General features: G+C 67.6%; 21 protein-coding genes. 8 read left to right on the top strand and 13 right to left on the bottom strand.

Annotation, left to right across the window (positions count from 1 at the left end; genetic code table 11):
• The first annotated feature begins 94 nt into the window (after positions 1-94).
• The 7 genes from OC373_RS00215 (at position 95) to OC373_RS00185 (ending at position 10,429) form a co-directional block, all read left to right on the top strand.
• Positions 95-724 carry a response regulator transcription factor gene (locus OC373_RS00215; protein ID WP_261996722.1) on the top strand — a complete coding sequence of 210 codons (630 nt, stop codon included), beginning with the start codon at positions 95-97 and terminating at the stop codon, positions 722-724.
• A 264-nt stretch (positions 725-988) separates the two neighbouring features.
• The gene (locus OC373_RS00210; RefSeq protein ID WP_261996721.1) at positions 989-1,492 is read left to right on the top strand and encodes a fimbrial protein; all 504 of its coding nucleotides are present in this window, start codon (positions 989-991) and stop codon (positions 1,490-1,492) included.
• Positions 1,493-1,541: 49 nt separating this feature from the next.
• Complete coding sequence (locus OC373_RS00205; protein WP_261996720.1) at positions 1,542-4,265, top strand: TcfC E-set like domain-containing protein; 2,724 nt, start codon at positions 1,542-1,544, stop codon at positions 4,263-4,265.
• Entirely contained in the window at positions 4,262-5,392 is a 1,131-nt protein-coding gene (locus OC373_RS00200; RefSeq protein WP_261996719.1) for a CfaE/CblD family pilus tip adhesin, read from the top strand. Before OC373_RS00205 ends, OC373_RS00200 begins: the two co-directional genes overlap by 4 nt.
• Before the next feature lie 17 nt (positions 5,393-5,409).
• On the top strand, positions 5,410-6,105 hold the full coding sequence (locus OC373_RS00195) for a pilus assembly protein (RefSeq protein WP_261996718.1): 696 nt from the start codon (positions 5,410-5,412) through the stop codon (positions 6,103-6,105).
• Positions 6,106-6,174: 69 nt separating this feature from the next.
• Positions 6,175-9,558 carry an ESPR-type extended signal peptide-containing protein gene (locus OC373_RS00190; RefSeq protein ID WP_261996717.1) on the top strand — a complete coding sequence of 1,128 codons (3,384 nt, stop codon included), beginning with the start codon at positions 6,175-6,177 and terminating at the stop codon, positions 9,556-9,558.
• A 211-nt stretch (positions 9,559-9,769) separates the two neighbouring features.
• The gene (locus tag OC373_RS00185; protein ID WP_261996716.1) at positions 9,770-10,429 is read left to right on the top strand and encodes a YadA-like family protein; all 660 of its coding nucleotides are present in this window, start codon (positions 9,770-9,772) and stop codon (positions 10,427-10,429) included.
• Positions 10,430-10,549: 120 nt separating this feature from the next.
• Here OC373_RS00185 and OC373_RS00180 read toward each other — a convergent pair whose 3' ends face one another.
• Complete coding sequence (locus OC373_RS00180; RefSeq protein ID WP_261996715.1) at positions 10,550-12,889, bottom strand: ATP-binding protein; 2,340 nt, start codon at positions 12,887-12,889, stop codon at positions 10,550-10,552.
• Positions 12,890-13,278: 389 nt separating this feature from the next.
• Between OC373_RS00180 and OC373_RS00175 the strand changes: the two genes are divergently transcribed.
• A complete protein-coding gene (locus OC373_RS00175) occupies positions 13,279-13,524 on the top strand; it encodes a hypothetical protein (protein ID WP_070425216.1) in 246 nt (81 codons plus the stop codon).
• A 4-nt stretch (positions 13,525-13,528) separates the two neighbouring features.
• Here the strand turns inward: OC373_RS00175 and OC373_RS00170 are convergent, their stop codons facing one another.
• From OC373_RS00170 to OC373_RS00115, 12 genes are all read right to left on the bottom strand, one after another.
• Entirely contained in the window at positions 13,529-14,248 is a 720-nt protein-coding gene (locus tag OC373_RS00170; protein ID WP_261996714.1) for a GntR family transcriptional regulator, read from the bottom strand.
• A 75-nt stretch (positions 14,249-14,323) separates the two neighbouring features.
• The gene (locus OC373_RS00165) at positions 14,324-15,667 is read right to left on the bottom strand and encodes an SLC13 family permease (RefSeq protein ID WP_019184589.1); all 1,344 of its coding nucleotides are present in this window, start codon (positions 15,665-15,667) and stop codon (positions 14,324-14,326) included.
• 87 nt (positions 15,668-15,754) lie between these two features.
• A complete protein-coding gene (gene mdcH / locus OC373_RS00160) occupies positions 15,755-16,672 on the bottom strand; it encodes a malonate decarboxylase subunit epsilon (protein WP_261996713.1) in 918 nt (305 codons plus the stop codon).
• Entirely contained in the window at positions 16,669-17,532 is an 864-nt protein-coding gene (gene mdcB, locus OC373_RS00155; RefSeq protein WP_261996712.1) for a triphosphoribosyl-dephospho-CoA synthase MdcB, read from the bottom strand. The genes mdcH and mdcB overlap by 4 nt, the downstream gene beginning before the upstream one ends.
• On the bottom strand, positions 17,529-18,167 hold the full coding sequence (gene mdcG, locus OC373_RS00150) for a malonate decarboxylase holo-[acyl-carrier-protein] synthase (protein WP_261996711.1): 639 nt from the start codon (positions 18,165-18,167) through the stop codon (positions 17,529-17,531). The genes mdcB and mdcG overlap by 4 nt, the downstream gene beginning before the upstream one ends.
• A 3-nt stretch (positions 18,168-18,170) precedes the next feature.
• Positions 18,171-18,875, bottom strand: coding sequence for a biotin-independent malonate decarboxylase subunit gamma (gene mdcE / locus OC373_RS00145; protein ID WP_261996710.1), 705 nt, complete (start codon positions 18,873-18,875; stop codon positions 18,171-18,173).
• Positions 18,866-19,762 carry a biotin-independent malonate decarboxylase subunit beta gene (locus OC373_RS00140; RefSeq protein WP_261996709.1) on the bottom strand — a complete coding sequence of 299 codons (897 nt, stop codon included), beginning with the start codon at positions 19,760-19,762 and terminating at the stop codon, positions 18,866-18,868. The genes mdcE and OC373_RS00140 overlap by 10 nt, the downstream gene beginning before the upstream one ends.
• Positions 19,759-20,079: a malonate decarboxylase acyl carrier protein gene (mdcC, locus tag OC373_RS00135; protein ID WP_070425209.1), complete on the bottom strand. Its 321-nt coding sequence runs from the start codon at positions 20,077-20,079 to the stop codon at positions 19,759-19,761. The genes OC373_RS00140 and mdcC overlap by 4 nt, the downstream gene beginning before the upstream one ends.
• A 10-nt stretch (positions 20,080-20,089) precedes the next feature.
• On the bottom strand, positions 20,090-21,733 hold the full coding sequence (gene mdcA, locus OC373_RS00130) for a malonate decarboxylase subunit alpha (RefSeq protein ID WP_261996708.1): 1,644 nt from the start codon (positions 21,731-21,733) through the stop codon (positions 20,090-20,092).
• A 295-nt stretch (positions 21,734-22,028) separates the two neighbouring features.
• Positions 22,029-22,604, bottom strand: a complete 576-nt coding sequence (locus OC373_RS00125; RefSeq protein WP_261996707.1) for a DUF2894 domain-containing protein — start codon at positions 22,602-22,604, stop codon at positions 22,029-22,031.
• 19 nt (positions 22,605-22,623) lie between these two features.
• The gene (locus OC373_RS00120) at positions 22,624-23,271 is read right to left on the bottom strand and encodes an OmpA family protein (protein ID WP_261996706.1); all 648 of its coding nucleotides are present in this window, start codon (positions 23,269-23,271) and stop codon (positions 22,624-22,626) included.
• Positions 23,268-25,673 carry a DUF802 domain-containing protein gene (locus OC373_RS00115; RefSeq protein WP_261996705.1) on the bottom strand — a complete coding sequence of 802 codons (2,406 nt, stop codon included), beginning with the start codon at positions 25,671-25,673 and terminating at the stop codon, positions 23,268-23,270. Before OC373_RS00115 ends, OC373_RS00120 begins: the two co-directional genes overlap by 4 nt.
• Between the last annotated feature and the right edge of the window lie 6 nt (positions 25,674-25,679).

The raw sequence follows: 25,679 nt of genomic DNA, 5'->3' as shown, positions 1-25,679 counted from the left end.
GCCGTTGAGCGAGAGTTTCAGAACGCATTCGTCATCGCCCAGTGTGGCGAGGCCATGCGCCGTGCGCGTGTAACTTCACTTCACGGGCTCTTGCATGAAAAACATACTGATTGCGGACGATCATCCAGTGGTACGCGTGGGCCTCCAGTGCCTGCTCGCCCGGCACCCCGGGGTACGGGTCATCGGCGAAGCAGCGGATCCCGAGCAACTCGAAGCCCTGCTGGCGGAAAAGACGTGCGACCTGGTCATCACCGACCTGTCCATGCCGTGGGGTGGTCGCCCCGATGGCGTACGCATGCTGGAAAGCATCCGCCGTGATTACGGCCATGTGCGCTTGATCGTCGTCACCTCCTTCGCCAACCTGCAGGTGCTTCGAGCGGTGGTCCGGCTGGGCGTGGAGGGCATCCTGGAGAAAACCGGCGGCCTGTCCGACCTGCTGGCCGCAGTGGACTGCGTCCTCGGCGGCCGTACCTATTTCTCCGGTGATCTCGCCCAGCGCTTGCGCTCCGGCCGCAACCGCACCGGGCTCAGCTCGCGCGAGAGCGAAGTCATCCGGCTGCTCGCGCACGGCCTGAGTGTCAAGGAAATCGCCGATGTGCACCGGCGAACGATCAGCACCATCAGCCGCCAGAAAGGCGCGGCGATGCGTCGGCTGGGCCTGCGCTCGGACTATGAGCTGCTCGACTACGCAAAGTCCATTGGATTGTCTCCCGGCGGGCACTGAGCCGCCGTTGTGGGAGCAGCTGTGCATCCGGAATGCCGCTGATGAGAGCCGGCGACACCGTCGATCTGCGGGCGATCGGCGCGTGCGATTGCACCCATTTTTCCATTCGATCGTCAGATGCTGCACGCATTTCATTTTTGTCAAGTTGTTGCATGGTGCAACGCAGCTTGCATCTCTATCGTTGCGTCCTGTCCGCAGGCGCCGACATTCGGCTTCTCTTGCCTGCGGTCAGTCTCACTACTCATTACGCAAGGAAAGAACGCAATGACTCTGCTCAGGAAGCTGTCCCTGGCCGCCGCGCTGGCCACCGTCTCGCTGTCGGCCAACGCTGCCGAATCCCACATCATGGTCTACACCAACGTCGACCTGTCGCTGGCCCTGCTGAAGGCTGACGGCAGCCCGCTGCCTGACTCGATGGAAATGGTCCACATCCCGGGTGATGGCTTGGCCGCTGTCAGAGAGCGCGTTCGTGTGTTCACCAACGACGAGACGAAGGACATCGAAGTCAATGTGATGCACGACCCGATGCTCGTCATCAAAACCGGTACTGCACCCGCGGTCCCGTTGACCGTCAGCCTCAACAAGACACCGTTGACCGTGGCGCCCAAGGACTTCCTGGCCTCGGAGATCTTCGACGGTGCACTGCCGGGCGCTTCGTTCATCATGGACCTGGATATCGCCCAGGCTACCAAGGCCCCGCTGACCGTCGCCGGTACCTACGAGGGCATCGTCAGCATCGCCATGAAGCAGAAGACCGCTTCGCCGTAACACTCCGCGCCGGCCCGGCAACGGGCCGGCCGCCTCAGGCATGACACCCATGAAAGTTCCTGTACCGGCCGTCACTCGGCTGGCGGTCGCGCTCGCCTTGTCGTTGGCCATACCCCTGGTCGCGGCACGCGGCGTTCCGCCCGGCTTCGAGGATCTGGTTGAAGGCCAGATCGAACAACTCGATGTGCGCCTGTTCGGTCGCTCGGCCGGGCTTTCGCCGGTGCGCGTGACCCTGGAACACGTGCAGCTGGAAGACCCCTCGCGCGTGCTGCAGGCGCTGGATCTTTCCCCCGAGGCGCAGGCGGCGTTGCTGCCCGCGCTGTCGCAGCCGTTGCCGCGCAACAGCCATCTCGCCTGCCGCTATGGCGGGGGCAGTGCCGGCTGTGGCTATCTCGATCCCCCCGAGGACCCCAACACCGTGCGTGCCCTCTATGACGAAGGCGAGGGCGCGGTGCGCCTGTTCGTCGCCCGCCAGTGGATCGCGGCCGAGCCGGCTGCCGAGCGCTTCCATCAGGTCAGCAGCAACGCCGAGAACGCGTTCCTGCACCAGCAGACCCTCAATTTCAGCGGTGGCCGCGGCTACCAGGCACTGACCGCCCAAGGCGCGGGTGCGCTGGGCGTGCTGCAACGTGGCCACCTTGCCGTGGACTGGAACTTCAACAGCCAGCAGTACCGCGGTGGCCGCCGCCACGATGATTTCCAGTTCGACAACGCCTATTACCGCCATGACCTGGGCCAGCAGCATTATCTGCAGGCCGGGCGCATGGACCGCCGCAACCTGTCCAGCCCGCAGGGCGGGACCTTCAGTTTCAGCATGCTGCCGATGGATCGCTTCGCCGGCCTGCGCGTGGGCACCACCCAGGCCTACGTGGATGCCGATGCCGCCGTGCAGGCGCTGCCACTGACCGTGCTGCTGGCGCGCGATGCGCGGGTGGACGCCTTCGATGGCGAGCGCCTGCTGCAGACCTTCTACCTGCAGGCTGGCATCAACGAGCTCGACACCCGCCGGTTCCCGTTCGGCAACTACACCGTCACCCTGCGCATCTACGAAGATGGCCAGCTGGTGCGCAGCGAGGACGCCCCGTTCGACAAGGGCGGCGACTGGACCAACAGCAGCGTGCAGTGGTTCCTGCAGGGCGGCCGCCGCAACGAGCGCCGCAGCGACCGCTTCGACGGCGAGATGGCCGCCATGGCCGGCCTGCGCGTGCCACTCGGCCGCACCACGGCGGTCACCGCCGGCGTCGCCGACCTCGGCGGCTTCAGCTATGGCGAACTGCGTGTGGACCTGCGCCATGCCTTCGCCACCCAGGACATCCGTGCCACCTTCAGTGGCCTGCAGGGCAGCGACGGCAGCAGCGGCCAGCAGCACCAGCTCTCCTATCGCCGCCACGCCTCGTGGAATCTCTACCAGCAGCGGGTACGCGGCAAGGCCTGTGTGTTCGAGGATGATGCGCGCGACCGCCTGGGCTGCGCCGATTCGCTGAGCGCCTCGGTCGCGCTGCCGGTTGCCGGTGGCAGCGCCTACATGGCCTATACCCGCCGCCAGACCTGGAGCCGTGGCTCGCTGCTGCCGGGCGACATCGAGGATCCAATGGCCGGGCTCGACCCGCTGCTGCCCCCGTGGCAGCAGCGCTACACGCGCGAGCCGCAGCTCAGCCGCACCTGGCAGGCCAGCTACAGCCGCGTGCAGCGCTGGCAGGCGTTCAGTGTCTCCACCCGGCTCGGCCTGTGGCAGCAGGACACGCGCAGCAGCCTGCGCGACGGCCGCGACCGCGGCATCTACCTCAACGTCAGCCTGACCCGCCTGCAACGCGGCGACCGCGGCAGTTCACAACGCCGCTATGGCATCGACTTCCGCCAGCCGCAGCACCTGCGGCCGGACGTCAACTACAGCGCCGGCCAGACTGTCCGCCAGGAAATGGATACGCAGTACCGCGAGGCCTCGCTGGACCTGCGCGGCAACAACAACGACCGCTACAGTGCCGCGCTCAGTGCCCAACTGCAGAACAGCATCGGCCACACCGGCGCCACCCTGGCGCACTACCAGCAGCGCGGTGGCAATGAGATGGCCTACAGCGCCACGCACAGCTCCGGGCTGGCGCTGGGCCGCCGCGGCTTCTACTGGGGCGGCGGCCTGGGCGCCGACGCCGGCCTGGCCGTACAGGTGGATGACACCGACGACCTGGAACTGACCGGCGTGGCCGCCGAGCTGCAGGTGGGCGGATTGCGCCGGCAGCGCCTGGCGCTGGGCGAACGCCGCCTGCTGCCGCTGCCGGCCTACCAGACCCACCGCGCCGAAGTGCAGGATGCCAGCGCGCTGACCAGCGATGCCGCCATCCGCGTGACCGGCGTCGGCGGCGCACGGCCGTTGTTCCTCTCTCCCGGCCGGCTGGTGCAGATGCCGGTACCGATCGAGGTGACCTACACCTTCATCGGCAGCGCCCGCGACATCGCCGGCGCGCCACTGCGCGGCGCCCGCATCCTCAACGCGCCGGTGCCCGGTACCGGCGCCAACGGTGGCTTCGTCGCCGATTTCCCGCGCCGCGAACGCACGCTGTACCTGCTGCAGGACGACACCCTGCTGCAGTGCCCGCTGGAGGTTCGCGAGCGCCGCAATGTCGTGATGCTGGTGGGCCAGGTGGAGTGCGCGCCGTTGAACGTCGCCCAGCTGCCCGCCGATATCCGCCAGCAGGCCCGGGTCACCCGCCTGCTTCAGGAACAGGCGCTGATCGCCGCCGTGCCGCAGACCGCCGCCACTGGAGGTACGCCATGAACCGGCGTGGCGTGTGGGCCGTGATGCTGGTGCTGGCGTCGCTGTTGGTGATGCCGAAGGCGTGGGGGCAGCGGCCGCCGGAAACCCACCCGGTGAGTGCCACGCAGAACATCGTAATGACGTGGGATCGCTCGGCGATGCCTGGGGACATGTCGATCTGGCTTCCGGAATTCGTTCTCGGTTACAGCGTGGATAGGTCACTGAAGTACGGACAACTTCATCTCACATGCGCGTCGTCCAGCGACTCCGCCACGGGTGCGTGCCCTACAAGCGGGATATCCGCCATTGGCGACGGCGCAGGGCTCATCTCCGTTCAAGCGCGGGAACGGCGCTCGGGCATGACCACGAACATAAGCGTGCGCGGGTGGATTAATCGCGCGATGGATACGCGTGTATGCGGAACGTACTGGCTTTCACCCATTCGTCCGCCTTGGATAGCAGTGGGAGATGCCTGCGGGGGCGACCCCACAGTTGGAACACGCGTTGGTTTGGTCTTGCCGGAGAACGAGCTTTCTCGGCTGGTGGCTGGTCACTGGGACGCCGTTTTAGTGATGACCTTGCATGACGAACCTGATGGGGGTTCAGTCGCGACCTATCGCTTTAACTTCGACTTCACCATCACTGATCGAAACGCCGTCTCGATCTACTTCCCCGCATTTCACAACGTTAGCCCGCTGGTACAGCTCAACGCTGCCTATGATCCCATCGGGCAGACCGTGGGTGGACGCACGGTGCTGGAGATGTGCCTGTACGACGGCCTCGGTTCACAGGCGCAGTATCTCGGCGTGACGGTCCGCGATCGTGGCGGGCATCCCCCCGGTCCCAGCGGCTACTCGCTCTGGCACACCGACGGCGGTACCGACGACACGCGGCGCCTGGACTACAGCGTCAGCCTCGCCCATAGCGGCGCGACGGTGCGGATGCCCAACGGCGTGGAGCAGCAGCTTCACGGCATCGACAGCGCCCAGCTGCGGCTGGTGATCCTGCCGGGCATGAGGCAGCCGGTGTTCTGCGTGCCCACGCCGATCACCTTCGATATTCCCCGCGTCCCCATTTCCACCCAGCAGGCCGGCACTTACTTCGGCGAGCTGCAGGTGGAGCTGCGTGTGCCCACCACCACCCCCTGATCCCACCAGGAAGCCGCATGAAACGACTCGCCGCCTGCCTCATCCCGTTGACGCTGCTGCTGGCATTGCCGGCCCAGGCCAATCTCACCGTGCACCCGATGCGCGCCTCGGTGGATGGCAAGCGCAGTACCCAGATGCGCATCTATTCACAGTCCACCCAACCGCAGTACATCCAGGCCTCGTTGCGGCGCATCGTAGATCCGGCCAGCGACCAGGAGCACGAGGTGGAGGTCGAGCCGGGTGAGGCGGCCATCGCCATCACACCCGGGAAATTCGCCCTGGCGGGCGGCGGCAACCGGTTGATCCGGCTGATTCCGCTGCAGCCGGTGGAGGCCGAGACAGCCTACCGCGTCTACTTCGAAGGGGTGCGTGGGCCCGAGGAAACCAGCATCGAGGGCGGTGACGGTGCGCAGGCCAGTATCGGTGTGAATCTGGTCTGGGGAGCGCTGGTCAATGTGCTGCCGGCCGAAGGCACCGTGCAGCCGCGAGTGCAGGGCGATGTGCTGCACAACGACGGCACGCTGCGCCTGGGCATCACCAGCATCGCCGATTGCGAGGGCAGCCGCTGCACCGCCCATGACGTATCGCACAGCCTGTATCCCGGCAGCTCCCTTGCGCTGCCCTTCACGGTGGTGCCCGGCCACACCGTGCAGCTGCGCTATCGGCTCACGCGCGATGGCTATCGCGAACACGTGACCACCCTCACCCCCTGATTTTTCCACGCCCGCTACGCGGATTCTCGTGGCGGGTGTGTTTTTGACACCGTTGTTAAGGAGCGTTCGATGAACAAGATCTACCGTCGCCTATGGTCCACCGCACGGCAATGCTGGGTGGTGGCCAGTGAACTGAGCGCCACCAGAGGCAAGTCCAGCCAGCTGGTCGGTGCCGGTGTACTCGCCTTGGCGCTTACCCTGTCAACTCCGGGTGCCTGGGCTGCCGAGGAGGATCCGGTCGACGAGCCGGAGGATATTCCAGTGCTGGACGCGTGGGCATTGCAGGCCGCGTTTGGAAGCCGGGCGGCCATCAGCGGTGCACGCGGTGTGCCGTTGGCGGACGAGCTGGCTGAGCCGGCCATCCGGCAGGTCGCGCTGACGACAGATCACTACTACCGGGACTCCACTGTTGATGGAGACCTGCTGACCGTGCTGGGCTCGCGATCAACGTTGAGCGGTAGCCGCTCTGTGGCCTACGGGAGCGTCATCACCAGCCGAGGGACCAACAACACTGCCATTGGCTACAACGTGCAGATCACCAATGGGGGCTACGCAACGGCGGTTGGTGCAGAGTCGGTAGCGTCTGGTGTCGGTACCACGGTGCTCGGCAACAACGCGAAAGCCTATTCGGAGAACTCGATTGCCGTCGGCAGCGGTGCCAACACGGTCAACAACAGTGCTGGCGTGTCCCGGATCGCCATCGGTGGCAATGCATATGCAGGCACGGCCGGGTGGTCTGGCGCAGTAGCGCTGGGCGGTAACAGCCGTGCGGAATACGATGCGGTAGCCGTCGGGCACGAGGCCCGCTCAACCGCAGAAGGTGCCTTGGCAATGGGCCGTGGTGCCCAGGCCACCGCCGCCAATGCGCTGGCGATGGGCAAGGGGGCCAAAGCGCAGACAGCCTCGTCGCTTGCCGTCGGTCGCGATGCCCAGACCGCGGCCACCGGCTCCATTGCCATCGGGCAGGGCGCCCGGATCACCGACGCATTCGCCCAGGATTCGATTGCCATCGGCCGCGGCGCCAACACCCAGCATTTGAGCTCCATTGCCCTGGGCAGCGGCTCGGTCACCACCGGCCACTGGCAGGTCGCCGTTGGCAGCAGCAGCCGGAAGCGTCGTGTCGTCGGTGTCGAAGACGCCTACCTTGCACGCGGTAGTGATCACGCCGTTACCGGTGGCCAGTTGTATGTCACCAACGAGAACGTTACCCGCGCACAGAGAACGGCAGATGAGGCCGCGGCGGGCGCACGCCTGGTGACCCAGAGTTCGTCCAGCAGTGCCATCCGCATGGGCGCGGAGAACACCGGTACGGTGATCGACGTGGCCAACGCCGGAGGCACCAAGCGCCGCATCCAGAATATTGCCAATGGCGTGTTGAGCGCTGGCAGCACGGATGCGGTGACAGGCCAGCAGCTGCATGCCACCAACCAGAGCGTGAGCACCGCCACCAGCACCGCCAATGCCGCAAAAGCGTCGGCAGATGCTGCCGTAGGCCGTATCGGCGCTGCAGCTGTCGCTCTGGGTCAAGCGGCGGTGGCTGAAGGCAGTGGAAGCACGGCCAGCGCCGCACTGGGTTCGGCGGCCAAGGCGTACAACGGCAATGGTGTGGCGATGGGTGCAGACGCACGTGCCGGCGTGAATGACAAGGGCGAGAAAAGCACCGCCGCCACTGGCGCAGTCGCCATTGGCGCACTCAGCCGCAGTGGCAATGGGGCGGTCGCCACCGGCTTGCGTGCGAGCGCCATCGGCGATCGCGCAGTGGCGCTGGGCAACGATGCGAACGCAGCGGCCACCCACGCAACCGCAGCCGGCTACAAGGCTACCGCCAGCGCCAGCCAGGCGACCGCCATCGGCCGTGAAGCATCGGCATCCGGCACGTTCTCCACCGCGCTGGGCAATCTGGCCAGCGCCCGCGCGGAGAGCGCTGTGGCCCTGGGTGACCGCGCCGTAGCGGCCCACACCGGCAGCGTGGCGCTGGGCAATGGCTCCCAGACCACCGCAGGGAACCAGATCTCGGTGGGCAACGGCACGCTGAAGCGGAAAATCGTCAACGTGGCCGATGGCGCGCTCAACACGAGCAGCGCCGAGGCCGTGACCGGCAAGCAGCTCAATGCGACCAATGTCGAGGTCGCCTCGGTCCGCACCACCGCCGCCAGCGCCCAGACGACAGCGGGCGCAGCAAAGACCGCTGCCGACGATGCGTTGGCCAAGGCCAATGCTCTGGGCGGGCTGGTCGGTCAGACCTCAGCGACCGGCAACGTACGCCTGGGCGGCGAAAACACCGGTACCGTGCTGGACGTGCGCAACAAGTCCAATGCCAGCCGCAAGCTGACGGGCGTGGCTGACGCAACGCTCAGCACCAGCAGCACCGAAGCGGTGAGCGGCAAGCAGCTCAATGCGACGAATGTGGAAGTGGCTTCGGTCCGCACCACGGCCACCAGCGCGCAGACGACGGCCAACACTGCCAAGACGACCGCCGATAATGCGCTGGCCAAAGCGGATGTGCTCGGTGGATTGGTCGGCCAGGTATCGGCCACGGGCAACGTGCGCCTGGGTGGTGAAAACACCGGTACGATGCTGGACGTGCGCAACAAATCCAACGCCAATCGCAAGCTGATGGGCGTGGCTGACGCAACGCTCAGCGCCAGCAGCACCGAGGCGGTGAGCGGCAAGCAGCTGTTTGGCGTCGATCAGAAGGTCACTGCGAATCAGTCTCTGCTGGCCAGCCACGCCACCGAGCTGGCTGGACACGAGGCCCGTATCGCCGGCAACCGGCGGGATCTGGATGACCTGCGTACCGAGTTTGACAACTTCGATCCCGATCTGGACGGCGTGGTCCGTTACGCAGCCGACGGTTCGATCGATATGGACGGCGGCAAGGTGCGCGGCGTGGCAGCCGGCGATATCAGTTCGGCTGGGAGTACCGATGCTGTGAACGGTGGGCAGTTGTTCGCTACCAATCAGCGTCTGTCACAGGTTGAAGAGACGGCTAGGTACATAGCTATCGGGCACGATGACGAAAGTATTGACGCCAAGGCAGGAGAGTTCTCAGTAGCCATTGGTGATGGCGCTGAGGCTGGTGAAGGCACTGATGGAGCAACTGCTATAGGAGCTTTCTCTAGGGCTCGAGGAAAGGGATCGGTCGCCTTAGGGCGCGCGTCGTTCGTCGATAGCTCCGCGGAAAATGGGTTCGCTCTGGGTATCGGGTCATCGGTTCATAGCAATGAAGGCGTGGCGCTTGGCGGATTTGCAAGAATTGAGTCGGGTGCAGAGTATTCTGTTGCATTGGGCGCATCATCGACCGCGACCGAAGAGAATGTGGTTTCTGTTGGAAACCTGACTAGGAAACGACGAATCGTCAATCTGGCTCGAGGGCGGGGGCCTGAAGACGCCGTCACTGTGGGGCAGCTCGGTGATTCATTAACAGCACTGGGAGGGGGGGGCGGCCATTGATCCGGGCGGAAACATTATCCTTCCAACCTACAGAATGCAGGGCGGAAGCCAGAACAACGTTGAAGACGCCCTTAATGTTCTCGATGGTGCGGTCGTAGCGGGAAAAAATCGCTCCGATCGGATTGAGAACCAGCTCCGCGCTGTCTTCCAGGAAAGCCCCGCCACCCGCAGCGATGGCCTCAACCAGCTCAACCTCGCCGGCGCCAACGGCATGGTCCTCGGTAACGTGGCCAACGGCCTGATTGCACCGGGCAGCCGCGATGCGGTCAACGGTGGTCAGCTGCATGCCATGGAGCAGCGTCTGGACGGTCGCATCGATGGGCTGGAACAGCGCGTTGATGCCACGCCGGAGGGCAGGGCGCTGGCGTCGGCCAGTGCACCCACGCCGCCGGCCGCGCCGGAGGCCGAGGGCCCTGCCGGCGCATCGGGTGATCCGGCGGCGGCTTCCGCAGGCCGTGCCGGTGGCGGCATCGCCAGTGCCGACGGCGGTGGCACGCCTGCGCCGGCCGACGCGCCGGCGCCGACCCCGCAGGTGAACACCGCCGATCTGGAGAAGATGCTGGCTCGCGCCAACGAGTACACCGATGGGGCGATCAGCAATTTCGAACGCCGCCTGGACAAGATGGACAAGCGCTTCAACCGCATGGCGGCGATGAGCAGTGCGCAGAGCGCGATGGCGATGAACACGGCGGGCCTGGCGACGTACAACCGTCTGGGCGCTGGCGTGGGCTACAGCGATGGCGAGACGGCACTGGCGGTCGGCTATCAGCGGGTGCTCAATGAGCGTGGCTCGGCCACCTTCAGCCTCAACGGGGCGTTCACCAACAGCGGTGAGCAGAGCGTGGGGCTGGGTGTAGGCATCGGCTGGTAATCCTCCCCGCCCATTGCAGGGAAACACCGGCGCTCCCCGGTCCGTCATTGCGGACCGGGGAGTTTCTTTTTGTGTCGTGCCGTGCGGGCCCGGGCGGGCAGGTGCCACGCCGCCGTGGGCTCAGGTGCCTGGGTCCATCTGCGCCAGCAGGCGGTCGATCTCGTCCAGGTCCGCGGCGCCGGGGTCGCCGTTGATGGCATGGTGCTTCAGGCAGCCGTCGATCTGGTCCAACGTGACCAGCGTGGCCGCATCGCCGACCATCGAGGCCGCCCCGCGGATGCGGTGGCTCATCGCCAGCGCCCGCCGCCATTCGTGGGCCACGATGGCCTCGCGCAGTGCGGCAATATCCTGGGGGATCTGCGTGCGATACACCGCCAGCACATCCAACGGCGTCGCCGCCGCCGGCCGCAGCGCCCTGGCCGGATTCATGGCCGTGCAGTGCGTGGCCACATCGAACGCAGGCCAGTCGATGGGCTTGCACAACGTCGCTGCGATGCCGGCGGCCCGGTAGCGGGGGGGACGGGTGACGTCGGGTGATGCCGAGATCGAGACCACGCGGGCGCCCAGCCACGCGCGCGCCCGCTCCAGGGCGCGGATCGCCTCGATCGTTTCCAGGCCGGTGGCATCCGGCAGTGCATCGTCCAGGGTGATCAGGTCGAAGGGGCCGGCCTGCGCCAGTTGCTGCAGTGCCTCATGGCGACTGGCGGCGCAGCGCACCTCGAACCCGCGCTCGCGCAGCCGGTGGCTGATGACGTCGGCGATCAGGGGCTGGTCTTCGATGACCAGGGCGCGCGCGGGCCGGTCGTTGTGGGCGGACAGGTGGCCGGGCAGGGCCGGCGCCTGCTCCGTGCGCCGCTGCGCGGGCAGGGTGGCGGTGAAGGTGGACCCCACGCCTGGTTGGCTGCGCACGGTGATCTGCCCGCCCTGCGCCGTGGCGATGCGGCGGCACAGGGACAGCCCCAGCCCGGTCCCGCCGCGCTGCCGGCCGTCACGGGTGGTACTGAAGGCGCCGAAGATGTCGTTCAGATCTTCGGCGCTGATGCCTTCGCCGGTATCGCTCACACGCAGCACCATCCGGCCGCGCTCGCCCACGCCTGCCTCGAATCTCAGGCGCACCGACACGGTTCCGGCATCGCAGAACTTCACGGCGTTGGAGATCAGATTGCTGGCGATGTGGCGCAGGGCGCGGGTGTCGCAGCTCGCGTGCTCCAGCACCGGCTGGTCAAGATCGAACAGCAGGGCGGTGCCCTTCGCCGCGGCCACCGGCCGGGAGGCGCTCAGGCAGCCGGCCAGTACGGTAGCCGCGCCGGGCTGCCACTCCACGGGTGCATGGCTGTGGCGATCCAGGAACATGAATTCCAGCGCATTGGCCAAGGTGTGGTGCAGGGAAGAGGTGGCCGCGCGGGCGGATGCGATCACCGGTGCGGCGGCCGGGGTGGGGACGGTGGATTCAATCAGGTCGATGGCGGAAATGACCGAGGCCACGCCATTGCGCACTTCGTGATTGACCAGGGTCAACATGCGCGCCGTGCTGGCCTGCAGCGCCGCGGTCGCCCGCGCGTTGCGGTAGGCCTGGATGATCACGAAGGCCGCACCAAGGATGGACAGCACCAGCACGATGATCGGTGTGCGATAGAAAGAGAGGACGGCATGGAGAGTGGGAGGCGAGCGATACAGGGCATCCATCCACCGGCCGACCAGATCCTGCTGGGTGTCCAGTGGCAACGCGCGGAACGCCTGATGGGCCCGTTCCATCTCGGCGGCACGCGCAGGATGGGAGGCGACCCGGATTCGCACGGAGGGCCCATCGCTGGCCGGATGCACCGCCAGCGTGGTGCTGTTGCCCCGGCGTGCCAGCGGAATCAGGATGGCGTCCATGCCCAGCGCCGCGTCCACGGTGCCGCTGTCCACCGCGGCCACCATGTCTGCCGCGGCAGGCAGAGGAAACACCTCGATCGCGGGGTGGTGAGCGGCAAGATAGCCGTGGTACTCCCCGTTGCCGATCACGGTGACACGCTTGCCCTCCAGGGCGGACAGGGCCCGCACGGGGGAGCTGCTGCGGGTGAGCAGAACCGAATCGCCGGCATAGAAGACCGGTGAAATCACCGTGGCCGTGGGCAACAGTGCCGCGGTGCCCGGCAGCGCGAACGCCAGCCCGTCCACCTCCTGCTGCGCAAGCAGGCCGAGTGCGTCGCTGAAGGTGGTGGCGCCGGCCACCTGGATCTTGATGCCCGAGAGCGCCTCCACCGCCTCCACGTAGGCACGTGCACCGCCCAGCGAGGAAGGCCCGCCCAGCCCGTACGGGCCGCCCAACTGCGGGCCGGCGGCCAGCACGAAGGGCGGCTGCCGATCCGAATGGGCGGGGAACAGCGTGAGCAGCAGCGCCCCGGCAGCGAGGAGGATGGTCGCCAGCAGGCTGGCCTGCAACGCGACCCGACGTTTACCCGCGATGTTTTTCATGTAAGTACGCTCGCACCCGATCCACGCACAAGAACGGCACCGGCAAGGCGCCGACGGTGCTGTGGAAGCTGGTGCGCGCAGCCACGAATCCAGCCTTGCACGACACCAGGAGGCGCTCAATGTGCGTTTCCGACGATGGGGTGTCGTATCCGGCACGAGGCGCTGGGTCTGCGCAGTGCGTCTCGCAGGCCTCCACGCGCCCTTCACGGCCATTGGCTCGATCGGCATGGCAGTCGAAGGTCATCAACGTGCATCGCGCAGCGGGCGACGATGCGTTCGGTGAGCTGCCTGCATCACCTTGGACACTCGCACCGTCCTCACGATCGTTCCACGCGTTGCTGCGTGTGTGCCACCTAAGCTGGCATCCCCGTCGCGAAGTTTCTTTTCCCATGACCACAGCACTACATGATCTGGACGCCCTTGAACCCATCGATATCGATGCGCTCAAGGCACAGGGTGTGCCGCCGGTCGCCCAGTACCTGGTGGACCAGGAAAAATTCGTTCTGTTGGGCGGCGAGCGCGGCATCTACCGCTTGGCCGGCGCCGATACGGCGTGCTACTTCACCAGCCTGGACCAGATCCGGCTTCACCTGCTGGGGCAATCGTTGACGCGGCTGACGGTGGAACTGGCCTGAGCGCTCAGATCCCGCCCTGGCGAGGCAGCGGCGCAGGCACGTTCAGCTGGCCACCGGCGGCCACATAGGCCGCCAGTGCTTCGCCTTGACTGAGCAGATGGCGGTTCATCATCTGTTCGGCGGCTTCGGCATCGCGGTTGCGGATGCAGGCCATCAGGGCGCGATGCTCGGCCAGTGACTGGGCCATGCGGCCCGGTGTGAGCAACTGGCGGCCGCGATGCATCTTCAGGATGCGGTGCAGGTCGTGGGTGACGCGGATCAGCCACGGGTTGCCGGCATGGGTCTGCAGGCTTTCGTGGATCAGATAGTTGTTCCGGTAGTACTCGGCCAGATCGCCTGCGGCTGCAGCGGCTTCCATGGCATCGTGCAGCGCCTGCAGCTGGACCACGCCCGCTTCATCGATCCGCTTGACCGCTTCATGCACGCAGCGGCCTTCCAGCATGGCCATCACCGGGAACAGCTGGTTGAGGTCTTCCAGGGTCAGCCGGGTGACCCGGCTGCCGCGGCCCGCATCGAGCTGCACCAGGCCTTCAGCGGCCAGCAGTTTCAGGCTCTCGCGTAGCGGGGTGCGGCTGATGCCCAGTTCTTCGGCGAGCAGTGGCTCGTCGATCCATTCGCCCGGTGGCAGTTCGTAGTCGTAGATCTTCTGGCGCAGCCGCTCGGCCACTTCTTCATAAAGCGGCACGCGTTTCTTCGACAGGCGGGGACCAGGGGCCAGGGACATGGCAGGGCTTCATGGACAGGTGTGCAGCATTCTACCGGGTCATGGCGGGCCTGCCGGTGCAGGCCCGCCGTGTGCTTACATCCAGCCCGGCACGACGAACAGCAGCCATGCCAGCAGCGGACCGAACGCCACCACCAGGCCGCTGTAGACCAGGAAGCGGCGGAACAGGGCTTCGCGCTCTTCCTTCGCCGCCGAGGCAACCACCAGCGCGCCATTGGTCGAGAACGGGCTGACGTCCACCACGGTGGAGGAGATCGCCAGCGCGCAGATCACACCGGCCGCGCTCAGATGCCCCTGCATCAGGAACGGCACCGCCAGCGGGATTGTTGCGCCCAGCACCGCCGCTGAAGAGGCGAACGCCGAGACGATGCCACCGACATAACAGACCAGCAGCGCGCCCAGCAGCGGAATGCCGATCGCACCCACGCCATGGCCGATGTAGTCCACCGCGCCGGCCTGCTGCAGCACGGCCACGTACGTCACCACGCCGCTGATCAGCAGCACGGTCGACCAGCTGATGCCATCCACCGCGCCCTTCTGCGAGTTCGGCGAGAGCAGGGCCAGCACCACCGCGACGGTGATCGAGACCAGGCCGACGTTGAGGTTGTAGACCAGGGCCGCGATGCCGAGCCCGAGCAGGCCGATCAGGGTGAACACGCGCTCGCGGTTGATGCGCACGTCATCCAGCGCATCGGGATCATTGGAGAGCGTGCCTCCGCCGGCCGAGACCAGGGCGCCGTGACCTTCGATCGCAAACTGGCGCGAGGAGGCCTGGCTGCCGGCGACCAGCGGTTCGGTCGCCGTCGGCGCGCGACGCATCAGGGCCAACCCGCCAAAGGCGAAGAAGCAGATGATGCCCATCAGCAGGTTGAAGCCCAGGCTGGTCAGGAACACCGCCATTTCCGTGACTTCCAGGCCGGCCTTCTGCACCACCTGGTTGGTGATGCCGCCATACACGCTGATCGGCGAGAAGCCACCGGCCTGCGCGCCGTGGATCACCAGCAGGCCCATCATCAGCGGATTGATCTTGTACTGCTTGGCAAAGCGCAGCGCGACCGGGCCGATGATGGCCACTGCGGCCGGGCCGAGCGCGCCGAAGGCGGTCAGCACGGCGGTGACCACGAACATCACCCACGGTATGGCGACGATGTGCCCACGCACCGCCTTGACCGCCCAGTGCACGAGCAGATCGATGGTGCCGTTCTTCTGCGCGATGGCGAACAGGTAGGTGATGCCGACCAGGGTCAGGAACAGGTCGCCCGGGAAGCCGGCCAACACTTCCTTGCCCTCCATCCCGACGAACAGGCCGCCGATGATGAAGGCCAGCGCGAATGCCACGGCACCCATGTTGATGGGCAGGGCCGTGGCCACGATGAACATGATCACCAAGCCGATGATCGTTGCGATTTGCGGACTCATGCGCCCTCCCGAGACACTTGATACGCGTGCAGCATGATGGCGACCCGCCACCCGGGGACTGCTGGTGTTACACCTTTGCGTGGCCCCTCATGCGCGTGCGCATGCGGCGTCCACCCATTCGCGCACGCCCTCCAGCGTGCGGAAATCCTCTACCGAGCGGGCCTGCAGCTGCGGATGCAGCTCGCGTACCCGCCGGCCCAGCGCCGAGCCGGGGCCCAGCTCCAGAAATACTTTTCCGCCGCGCTCCACCGCCTGCGCCAGCACCTGCTGCCACTGCACCGTCCGGGCGATCTGCGCGGCCAATGTGTGCACCACACGTGCGACATCGACGACGCTGCTCCCGTCGATGCCGGCGAGCAGGCGAAGCCGCGGCGGCTGCAGTGCGGTCTCACCCAGGGCCGCTTCGAATGCCTGCGCCGCGGGCGCGAGCAGCGGGGTATGTGCGGGAACATCCACCGGCAGTGACACCGTGCGTGCACCGTGCCGGACGGCCGCAGCGGCGGCGGCCTCCAGCGCGCTGCGCAGGCCGCCCAGCACCACGTGGTCCGGGCCGTTGACGATGGCGAGATGGACCGCGTGCTCGGCGCACAGCAGGGCGATCTCGTCGGCCGCCAAGCCGATCACCGCGATCAGGCCGGCATCGGCCGGCGAGGCGGCGTCCATCAGCGCGGCACGGCGTGCGGCCAGCTGCAGGCAAGCAGTGCTGTCGAAACTGCCGGCGATGGCATGGGCGGCCAACTCACCGGCGCTATAACCGGCCACCGCCGTTATGGTGGGCAATCGGTCGCGCAACGCGGCCCAGTGCGCCAGCGCCGCGGCGCAGACGAGCGGTTGGGCGAGGGCGTTGCGGAAGCGGTGTTCGTCTGCCGCAAGAGCCTCCACCGGCGTGCCCAGCACTTCACTGGCCTGCGCGAGAATGGGCTGGGCGCGGGCGTCGTCGCCAACGCGCGCGAACATCCCCGGGTGTTGGCCACCCTGGCCCGGGCAGAGCAGGACCAGGCTCATGCGTGCGCCTGCAGGTGCAGGAACCACGTGCAGGCCAGCAGATCGGCGCTGCCGCCGGGGCTGAGCCGCCGTTGCTCGAACGCGTCACCGATGGCGGCGACACGTTCCCGCCAATCGGCCTGTTGGACACCGCCCGCCGTGAGGAAGCCGTGCGCCTGGTGCTGGGCGAACGCCAGCCCGGCTTCACCCCCGCGGTGCAGGAGATTGAGATCGACCGTGTGGGCGATCAGCGTCATCAAGGTTTCCACCTGCGCCGCTTCGGCGTCCTGGGTGGCATCCAGCACGCGTTGCAGGGTTGGCAGGGCCAGCGCGTGCAGCAGCGGGTACCCTGCGGCCGCCTGTTCGCGGACACCGGGCACGGCGTGCCGCCGGCGGGCGCGTTGACCGGGGCTGTGCGGATTCAACGGGGCCTCCAGCAGCGCCGACCGCCACTGGGCGACACCGCGACACACGGCCTCGCCCGACGGTGCGCCTTCGCCGCTGGCGCGAAGGCGGGCGGACTGTGCGACCAACAGCCCGAGGCTGAAGATCGCCCCGCGATGCGTATTGATACCGCCGGTGGCGCGCAGCATCGCGGCTTCGGCGGCGATGCCGAGCGTACGCAACGAGGCGAACGGCACTTCGCTGCAGCCCGCGTGCGCGATAGCGACGAAGTAACCGCGCAGCGCGAACAGGCTGCGCAGGAAGGTGCCCGCGTCCATGTCGGTGTGGCTGCCGCGACTGAGCGGCGTGACCAGGCCGGGTTTGGGCGCGCAGGCAAGCTCGGCGTGCAGACTGGCGATGGCCAGGCGGCCGAGACGGCGCGCATCGGCAGAGCGGGGCACAGCGGTGGCCGGCAGGGGCTGCCGAACGGCGTTCATGCGGCGACCTGCCAAGCGGTGAGTGCCTCGCGCGGCACCAGCGAGCATGCATCGTTGCCTTTGACCATCAGGCGCGTGGCGCCGCTGGCGTACTCGCGCCAGTTGACCGCACGGTCACCCGGGAAGCGCAGCTCGCCGTCCAGCCGCGTGGGCGATCGCCGCTCGCAGCGCTGCAGCACGGCGACGATCGTCTCGGCCTGCCCGGTGCCGGTGACGTCCCAGAGCAGGTCAAGATCCGAGCCGTCATGCAGGTAGCCCAGGCCGGTCAGGTGCTGCCACGCCGCGCTGCCGAACACGCGCGGTGCTACCGGCAAGGTGGCGGTTTCGGTGGCAAGGCCGTGGAGCCGGTCGCGCCATCCCGCGCCGATATCCGTCGCGACCTCGGTCAGCAGCGGCGGTGGCGCGCTGCGCAGGACGGCGGACGGATCAACCCGCAGCGACAACCGCTGGCGGTGCTCGGCCAATGGCAGGGGAACGCCCAACCGCAGCTGGTGTTCGTCGCTGGTGGGGTCGCGCCGCGCCACCACGAAGGGCAGTCGCGCCTGTGCCCATGCCCGCAGCCGCGCCTCGGCGCCCGCACTGAGAACCTGCCACGGTGCCTGCGGATCGAGCCAGACCAGGTCGTGACGGCGCATGGCTCAGGCCTCGCCCGCGGCGACGGCGGCGGCGACGTCGCGGGCCAGCAGGCGGCCGCCGCGCTCCGCGCCGCGTTCCCGGCGCTGATCGCCGGTGCCCGGCGCCTGCAGCGCATCAACCAGCGCCTGTGCAAGATCGCCCTCCCAGACGGCCTCCACCGCACCCATGCGCACGTAATTTTCAACGCCCGGCGCGAATACCGGCGAGCTCTGGCTCAGTGCCTGCAGTTTCTCAAGCGGCTGTTTGGTGACGCGCGCCATCGCGCGCAGATCCATCACGCGCACCTGCGCTTCGGGCAGGGCGTAGATGCGGTCGGCCATGAGCCCGAACGAGAGGAAGCCGCCGCTGACCGATTCGCCATAGACCAGACTCACCAGCGGCGCGCCACGGCGGCGGGCCAGATCCAGGGTGCCGGCCAGGTGTGCGAAGTAGCTGTTGATGCCGAGCGTTTCATCGCGGCGTGCCAGGCGCTGGCCGGTGGTATCGACCAGCATCACGATCGGCCGCTGCGGGTGCGCGCGGGTGCTGGCGAGCACGGTGGCGGCCAACGCCAGTGCGTGATCGACCCCGACCTCCAATTTGTTCGCGGTACCGATCACGGTGACCTCGCCCAGTGCCGTAGTCGCGGTGCCGCCCAGCACATCGTCGTTGCGGGTGACCGCGTGACCCCGCGGGAACAGTGCGTCGAGCAGGGGGGTCAGTTCCATGGCAGGCTCCGGTTCTTTGCCGCTTCCAGGAAGTCAGCGGTTTCCAGCAGCGGCAGTTGATCGGCATGGGCGATGCCCTGCAGGCGCCAGACCTCCATGCCATCCCGGCAGTCCCCGTAGGCATTGATGCGTGCATCGAGCCGGGTGTGCGCCTGCTCAAGGGCCTGCAACGGGTCGTCGGACCCGGTGTGGGTGTCGATCAGTGACCGTGCCGCCTGACCAAAGGCGTCGATGCGGTCCGGCACCAGCTGCACGGCATCGCCGATCAGGTAGCGGTGCTTGCCGCCGGTGACGCGCCAGACCAGGGCGCGGTCGCGCGAGTCGAACTCCTCCACGCCACGCACGGTCTCGATCACTTCCGGGCCGGACAGGGAGAGCCGGCCTTCTTCGGACATCACGACCGCCGTGCAGCAGCGGGCGACGATGCCCATCCCACCGAAGGCGCCGTTGCCGCTGCCGATCAGTGCAAACACGGGAATCCCGGCGGCACGCGTGGCCAGCACCGCACGCATGATCTCGGAGATGGCGACCAGGCCGGCGTTGGCCTCATGCAGGCGCACGCCACCACTGTCGAGCAACAGCAGCACCGCATCCGGCCGTACCGCGACGGCACGTTCCAGCAGCCCGGTGAGCTTGGCGCCGTGTACTTCGCCGACGCCACCGCCCATGAACTGGCCTTGCTGCGCCGCGATCAGGACAGGACGACCGCTCAGGCTGCCCGCGCCGACCACGATGCCGTCATCGAATGCACCGGGCTGATCCAGCTGCGCCAGGTGCGGGCTGATGATGCGGCGGGCCGGGCCGACGAATTCGCTGAAGCTGCCTGCATCGAGCAGGCCGGCGATCCGCTCGCGGGCGTCTGCTTCGTAGAAACTGTGACTGCTCACGAAGCGTCTCCTTCCTGCAGGGTTTCCAGTGCCTGCTGCAGTCGCAGGCTGACCACGGCGGGTGTGGCGCCCGCATCGTTGATCGACAGGCGCACGTTGCGCAGCGGATGCCGCGCGGCGAAATCGGCCAGCACCGCCTGCCAGATCGTGTCGAAGCCGGTGGCCGAGGTGATCACCTCGATCTCCATCGCGCCGTCCAGCGGGGTAGGTTCGATCAGCACTTCCAGATTGCCCGAGGCGACCACGCCGACCAGCGCGTGTTGGTCGCGCTCGGTGAGATCGTGCTGCCCGGGGAAGCGATAACGCAGGGTTTCCATGGCGTGCCCCTTACCAGTTGCGGAAGCGTTTGGGCGGGTTGTACAACCCGCCGGACCAACGCACGAGATCCTTGACCGAGCGCGCGGCGAGCAGGTCGCGGCTGGCATCGCGGGTGCGGATGCCCAGGTCTTCGGGGCGGCGGATGATGCCGCGGTCGCGCAGGTTCTCGACCATCGCGCGGTCACGGCCCAGGCCGACTGCGGTGTAGCCGGCCACGCCACGGATCGCCTGCTCGCGTTCCTCGGGGCTGCGGCACAGCAGCAGGTTGGCGATGCCTTCTTCGGTCAGTACGTGGGTGACGTCGTCGCCGTAGATCATCACCGGCGGCAGCGGCATCTTCGCGCGCTCGGCCAGCTCCCAGGCGTCCAGGCGCTCGACGAAGGCCGGCGCCATGTGTTCGCGGAAGGTTTCCACCATCTGCACGACCAGCTTGCGCCCGCGCGGCATCTGCCCCGGCAGGGCCGCTTCCTGGCCGGCCTTGAGCCAGGCCGGGCTGGCATGGCGGCGACCGCGTGCATCCGAGCCCATGTTGGGCGCGCCGCCAAAACCGGCGATGCGGTCGCGGGTGGCGGTGGAACTGTTGCCCTGCAGGTCGATCTGCAGCGTTGAGCCGATGAACATGTCGCAGGCATACAGGCCGGCGGTCTGCGAGAACGCGCGGTTGGAGCGCATGCTGCCGTCGCTGCCGGTGAAGAACACATCCGAGCGCGCCTGGATATAGCGTTCCATGCCCAGCTCGGAGCCGAACGAATGCACGGACTGCACGAAACCGGACTCGATCGCCGGGATCAGTGCCGGATGCGGATTGAGCGCCCAGTGCGTGCCGATCCTGCCCTTCAGGCCGAGTGACTCGGCGTAGGTGGGCAGCAGCAGTTCGATCGCGGCGGTATCAAAGCCGATGCCGTGGTTGAGCCGCTGCACGCCGTACTCGGCGTAGATGCCCTTGATGGCCATCATCGCCATCAGTACCTGGATCTCGGAGATCTGCGCCGGATCACGGGTGAACAGCGGCTCGATGTAGTTCGGCCGTGGCGCTTCGGTGACGAAGTTGACCCAATCGGCCGGGATGTCGACGCGGGGGAGGGTATCGACGATTTCGTTCACCTGGGCGATGACGATGCCGCCACGGAACGCGGTGGCCTCCACGATCACGGGGGTGTCTTCCGTGTTGGGGCCGGTATAGAGATTGCCGTGGCGGTCGGCGGCCTGCGCGGCGACCAGGGCGACCTGCGGAGTGAGATCGATGAAGTAGCGGCCGAACAGTTCCAGATAGGTGTGGATCGCCCCGATCTCGATCCGTCCCTCGGCAACCAGATTGGCCAGCCGACCGCTCTGCGGGCCGGAGAAGGAGAAGTCCAGGCGCTGGGCGATGCCCCGCTCGAACACATCCAGATGCGAGGGAAGGGAGAGGACCGACTGGACCATGTGCAGGCCGTGGACCTGCGCCGGATCGAGCTGGGCCAGGCACTCGGCCAGGAAATCGGCCTGTTTCTGGTTGTTGCCCTCCAGGCAGACCCGGTCGCCCGGTTCGAGCACGGTGTGCAGCAGGCGGGGAACCTCGGCATGGGGCAGCAGGCGCCCGAGCCCGGCATCGGCGGCCCGCTGCAGCCTTGCCTGGCGGCGATCCGCTAGCGTGTTCCAGTCTCGAGCCATCTGCCGCCTCTTCATAATTACGCTGTAATTACAAAGCTATCACCCGAGTTTGGCCGGGGCAAGAGGCCTGAGGAGGCCAGTTCCGGGCCTGTCGTATTCAGTTAGAGCCGGCTCTCCTGGCCATCTTCAGCGTCCAATGCGCCGAGCATCGCGTTGTCGGTGCTGAGCGTGATGGCTGGCGAACGCGCAGGCAGGTTTGTTCAAAGCGGGCAATACCTTGCTGGAGCGACCTCGGCTCAGCGTTGATCGGGGCAATGTCGTGCGGCCATCAAGGCACGCAGATGGAACGCCTGGATCAGCCCGCTCCCTTGCCCGCACGCGGCCGCCGCGGCTTCGCCCCCCGCGGCGCCACTTTCGGCGTTGCCACGAGTACGCCCCACTGATGCAGATGCTCCATCCCGGATAGCGCATCCAGGTACGCCATGAAATGCGTCAGGTACCCGGGCGAGGTTTCTTTCATCAGCGTCAGGGCCCGATGGACCAGGACGCCGGAATTCAGCGGGCCGCCGTTGGTGGGCACCTGCGCCAGCGATTCCTTCAGCTGGCTGGCATTTCGAAGCGTGGCCCAGCCTGCACGAACGTCGGCCAGCACCGGCAGCTCGGGGTAGGCCGGGTTGTGCTGGCCGGTCAATTCCGTGACCAGCGCCTGCAGGCCGATGCGCCCGGGTGACGGGCCCTGCCCAGGCTGCGCCGCGGTGGGCGCCTCGGCAATCCGCTCGGCGTAGCTGGTCACCAAGGCATCCAGCTTCGCCTGCAGCAGTGCCCGCACCTCACCGTCGTGCGCCTGCGTGCGGGCATGCAACGCCTCGATCAGGGCATAGCGCGTGCGGTCGAGCTGGTCGAGCTTGTCCGCTCGCCAACGCTGGAGCATCTCAGCGGTTGCGACGGCGTTACGGGGCATCCGCGGCCTTGCTCGCCTTGGGTTTGGGGATCGGGGCAATTTCCACGCGACGGTTCTTGGCGCGGCCGTCTTCGTCGGCGTTGGAACTCACCGGCTGCTCGGAACCGAACGCCGCGGCAAACACCGCGTCCGACGGCACACCCTCGGCGATCAGGGTGCGGGTCACGGTCAACGCACGCTCGGCAGAGAGCTCCCAGTTGTCGGCGAAGCGCCAGTTGCCATCGCGCACCTGCTGGTCGTCGGTGAAGCCGCTGACCATCAGGATCTCCTCGCGAGATGCCAGGTAGCCTTTCAGCGGACCGGCCAGGCTCTTGAGCACTTCCAGGCCCTCCGGCTGCAGCTGGTCGGAGTTCAACGCGAACAGTACGTTGCCGCGGATGCCGATGCGGCCGTCCACCAGCGTGACGCGCCCGGCGGCGAGCGGGCCGGCCAGTGCCTGCTCCAGCGTCTGGCGGCGCTGCACTTCGGCCTGGCGCTGCTTGACCTCTTCATCCAGGCGGTTGGTCAGCTCCAGCTGCAGCGCGACCACGCCGACCAAGATCAGCACGAACGCGCCGAGCAGCACCGACATCAGGTCGCCGAAGGCGGCCCAGATCGGAGCGCCTCCGTCGGCCTCGACTTCGATCTCGTCGCTCATGCCGAGGCAGCCCCGGCCTTGCTGCCGCGGCGGCCGGCCAGCTGCTGCAGCTCATCGATGATCTGCTTCTGGGACAGCACGCTGAGGTCGATCACCTCACGCGCCTGGGCGACGTAGTAGGCCAGCTGCTCGTCACTGCGGGCCAGCGAACCATCCAGCGAAGCGGCGATCTGGGCCAGGCGCTCGTTGAGGCCGTCGCTGGCGGTGCCGAAGGACTGCACGGCGCTGCCGAGCGCGTCGGCCAGACTCGCCACTTCCACGGCGCTGCCGGTAACCTGCGCAGCCACGTTGCCGAGCTTGCCGGTCTCCGCTTCGATGTGGTCGGTGAAACGGGTGCCAACGCGCTCCAGCAGTTCGGCCGAGGTGGAGACCAGCGCATCGACGGCGACGCGTTGTTCGTTGGCCGCGTGGTTGACCGCATCCAGCAGGGTCTCCACGGTGGCCAGCAGGCGGCTGCGTTCTTCCAGCGTGGCGGTGTCGCGGACCAGGCTGTCGGAGAGTTTGCCGCGCAGTTCGGCGACGACATCGGCCGCAGCCTTGGGCGCTTCCGAGGCGGCCTGCACCAGCCGCGAGATTTCGCTGATCGTCTCGCTGGCGTGCGCCTGGGCCTGCTGGGTGATGTCATTGGCGGTGCGTGCCAGGGTGTCGCAGATCTCCTGCTGGCGGCTGGCCACGCTGGCGCCGGTCTGTTCCCAGCGCTCGCCGAGGTTGGCGCTCATGCCGGTGAAGGCATCGGTCCAGGCGCGCAGGCGCTGCTGATCGCGTGCTTCCAGGGCGTCCTGCAGCTGCGCATGCGAGTGCTGCATCGCCTCGCCAAGCGAAACCGCCTGCGCCTGCAGTGTCGCGGAAGCGGCATCCAGGGCCTGTTGATGCCGCTCGCTCAGCGCGGTCGCGGCGGCATCCTGGCGGGCCAGCGCCTGCTGCCAGGCCTCGGCGATCTGCGCGGTGGTGGCCTCCATGCGGCTGCCGACCGAATCGATCAGGCCGGTGGCCCGGGCCTGGTGCGTTTCGGTGAAGCTGCCAAGCGCGCTGCGCAGGTCATCCGCAAGGGCGGCATGGGTCTGCTGCTGCGCGGCCTGTGCATCCTGCCAACGGCTGGCCGTCGCGTTGAGTTCGGCCGAGACCGCCTCAAGCAAGGCGCTGGAGCGCTCGCCATGCTGCTCGGCGAAGTGGGCCAGTGCACTGCGCAGCTCGGTCGCCATGGCGGTGTTGATCTGCTGCTGTTCGGACTGGGCCGCCTGCCAACCGTCAGCCGTGCTGACCAGCTTCGCGGAGACCGCCTCGAGCAGGCCAAGCGCGCGTTGGTCGTGCTGTGCGGCGAATCCGTCCAGCGCGGCGCGCAGGTCGGCGGTCAATGCAGCATTGGTCTGCTGCTGGCTGTCCAGCGCGGCCTGCCAGGACGCGGCGGTGGCGACACGGCTGGCGTCGAAGCCGTCGGTCAGGCCGGTCAGCTGGCGCTGCACCGCATCGGTCACCGTTTCGTGCATGGCAGCGTTGGCGCGGGCGATGCCGGCCAGGGTGGTGTCCATCACCGGCTGCAGGGCGGCACCGACCGCACGTGCGCTCTCGGCGACACTATCCTTGAGTGACTCCTTGATCGCGGCGGTCAGGCGGGCGTATTCCTCGTCGGCCTTGGCATGGAAACGCTGCTGGTTGGCCAGCAGTTGCTCGCCCGAGGCGCTGCTCTGCTGTTCGATCGCCGTGGTCATGGCCTGCAGCCGATCCACCAGCGCCGGCATCAGTTCGGCCTGCTGCTGCAGCAGCCGGAAGGCCTCATTGCGCTGCCAGGACTGCGAGTGCGTGTGCAGGGTGGTGGCGATCTCCACGTCCAGGCGCTGCACCGCTTCCAGCCGCTCACGCCGGCACAGCGCCGAGAGCAGGCCCAGCATCGCGGAGGTGGCGACACCGGCAATCGAGGTGCCGAAGGCGACCGCCAGGCCTTCCACCGGCGCGCCCAGCGAGCCGCGGATGGCCTGCAGATCGGTCGCGCTTTCCAGGGCCAGGCCGGTGCCACGCAGGGTGGCCATCATGCCGAGCAGGGTGCCGAGCATGCCCAGCAGCACCAGCAGCCCGACCAGATAGGGGGTCAGGACCGGGCCGGGCAGGGCGACGCGTTCGCCTTCCACGCGTAGCCGTACCGCATTGCGCAGGCTGGGGTGCAGCTGGCCGAGCCAGGTGGTCAGGCCGGAGCTCGCCTCGCCGGCACGGGCACTGGCTGCGGCGAGCGAGGCGGTCGCCTGCCGGTAGCGATACAGCTCGAGGCCACCGGCGAGGTAGCACACGGCGATCAGCGCGGCGACAGCGAAACCGACCGGATTGGTGCTGGCATAACCGGCCCCGATCCAGCACACCGCGACAAGGCCAAGCAGGAAAACAACGTAGTGAAGACTGGTTCTGAACATGACGTC

The organism is Stenotrophomonas sp. Ste96 (assembly GCF_024519495.1).
Classification (GTDB): Bacteria; Pseudomonadota; Gammaproteobacteria; order Xanthomonadales; family Xanthomonadaceae; genus Stenotrophomonas; species Stenotrophomonas bentonitica_A.
Note: the sequence above shows the minus strand (reverse complement) of the source record. Positions and strands in the feature narration are given on the sequence as shown.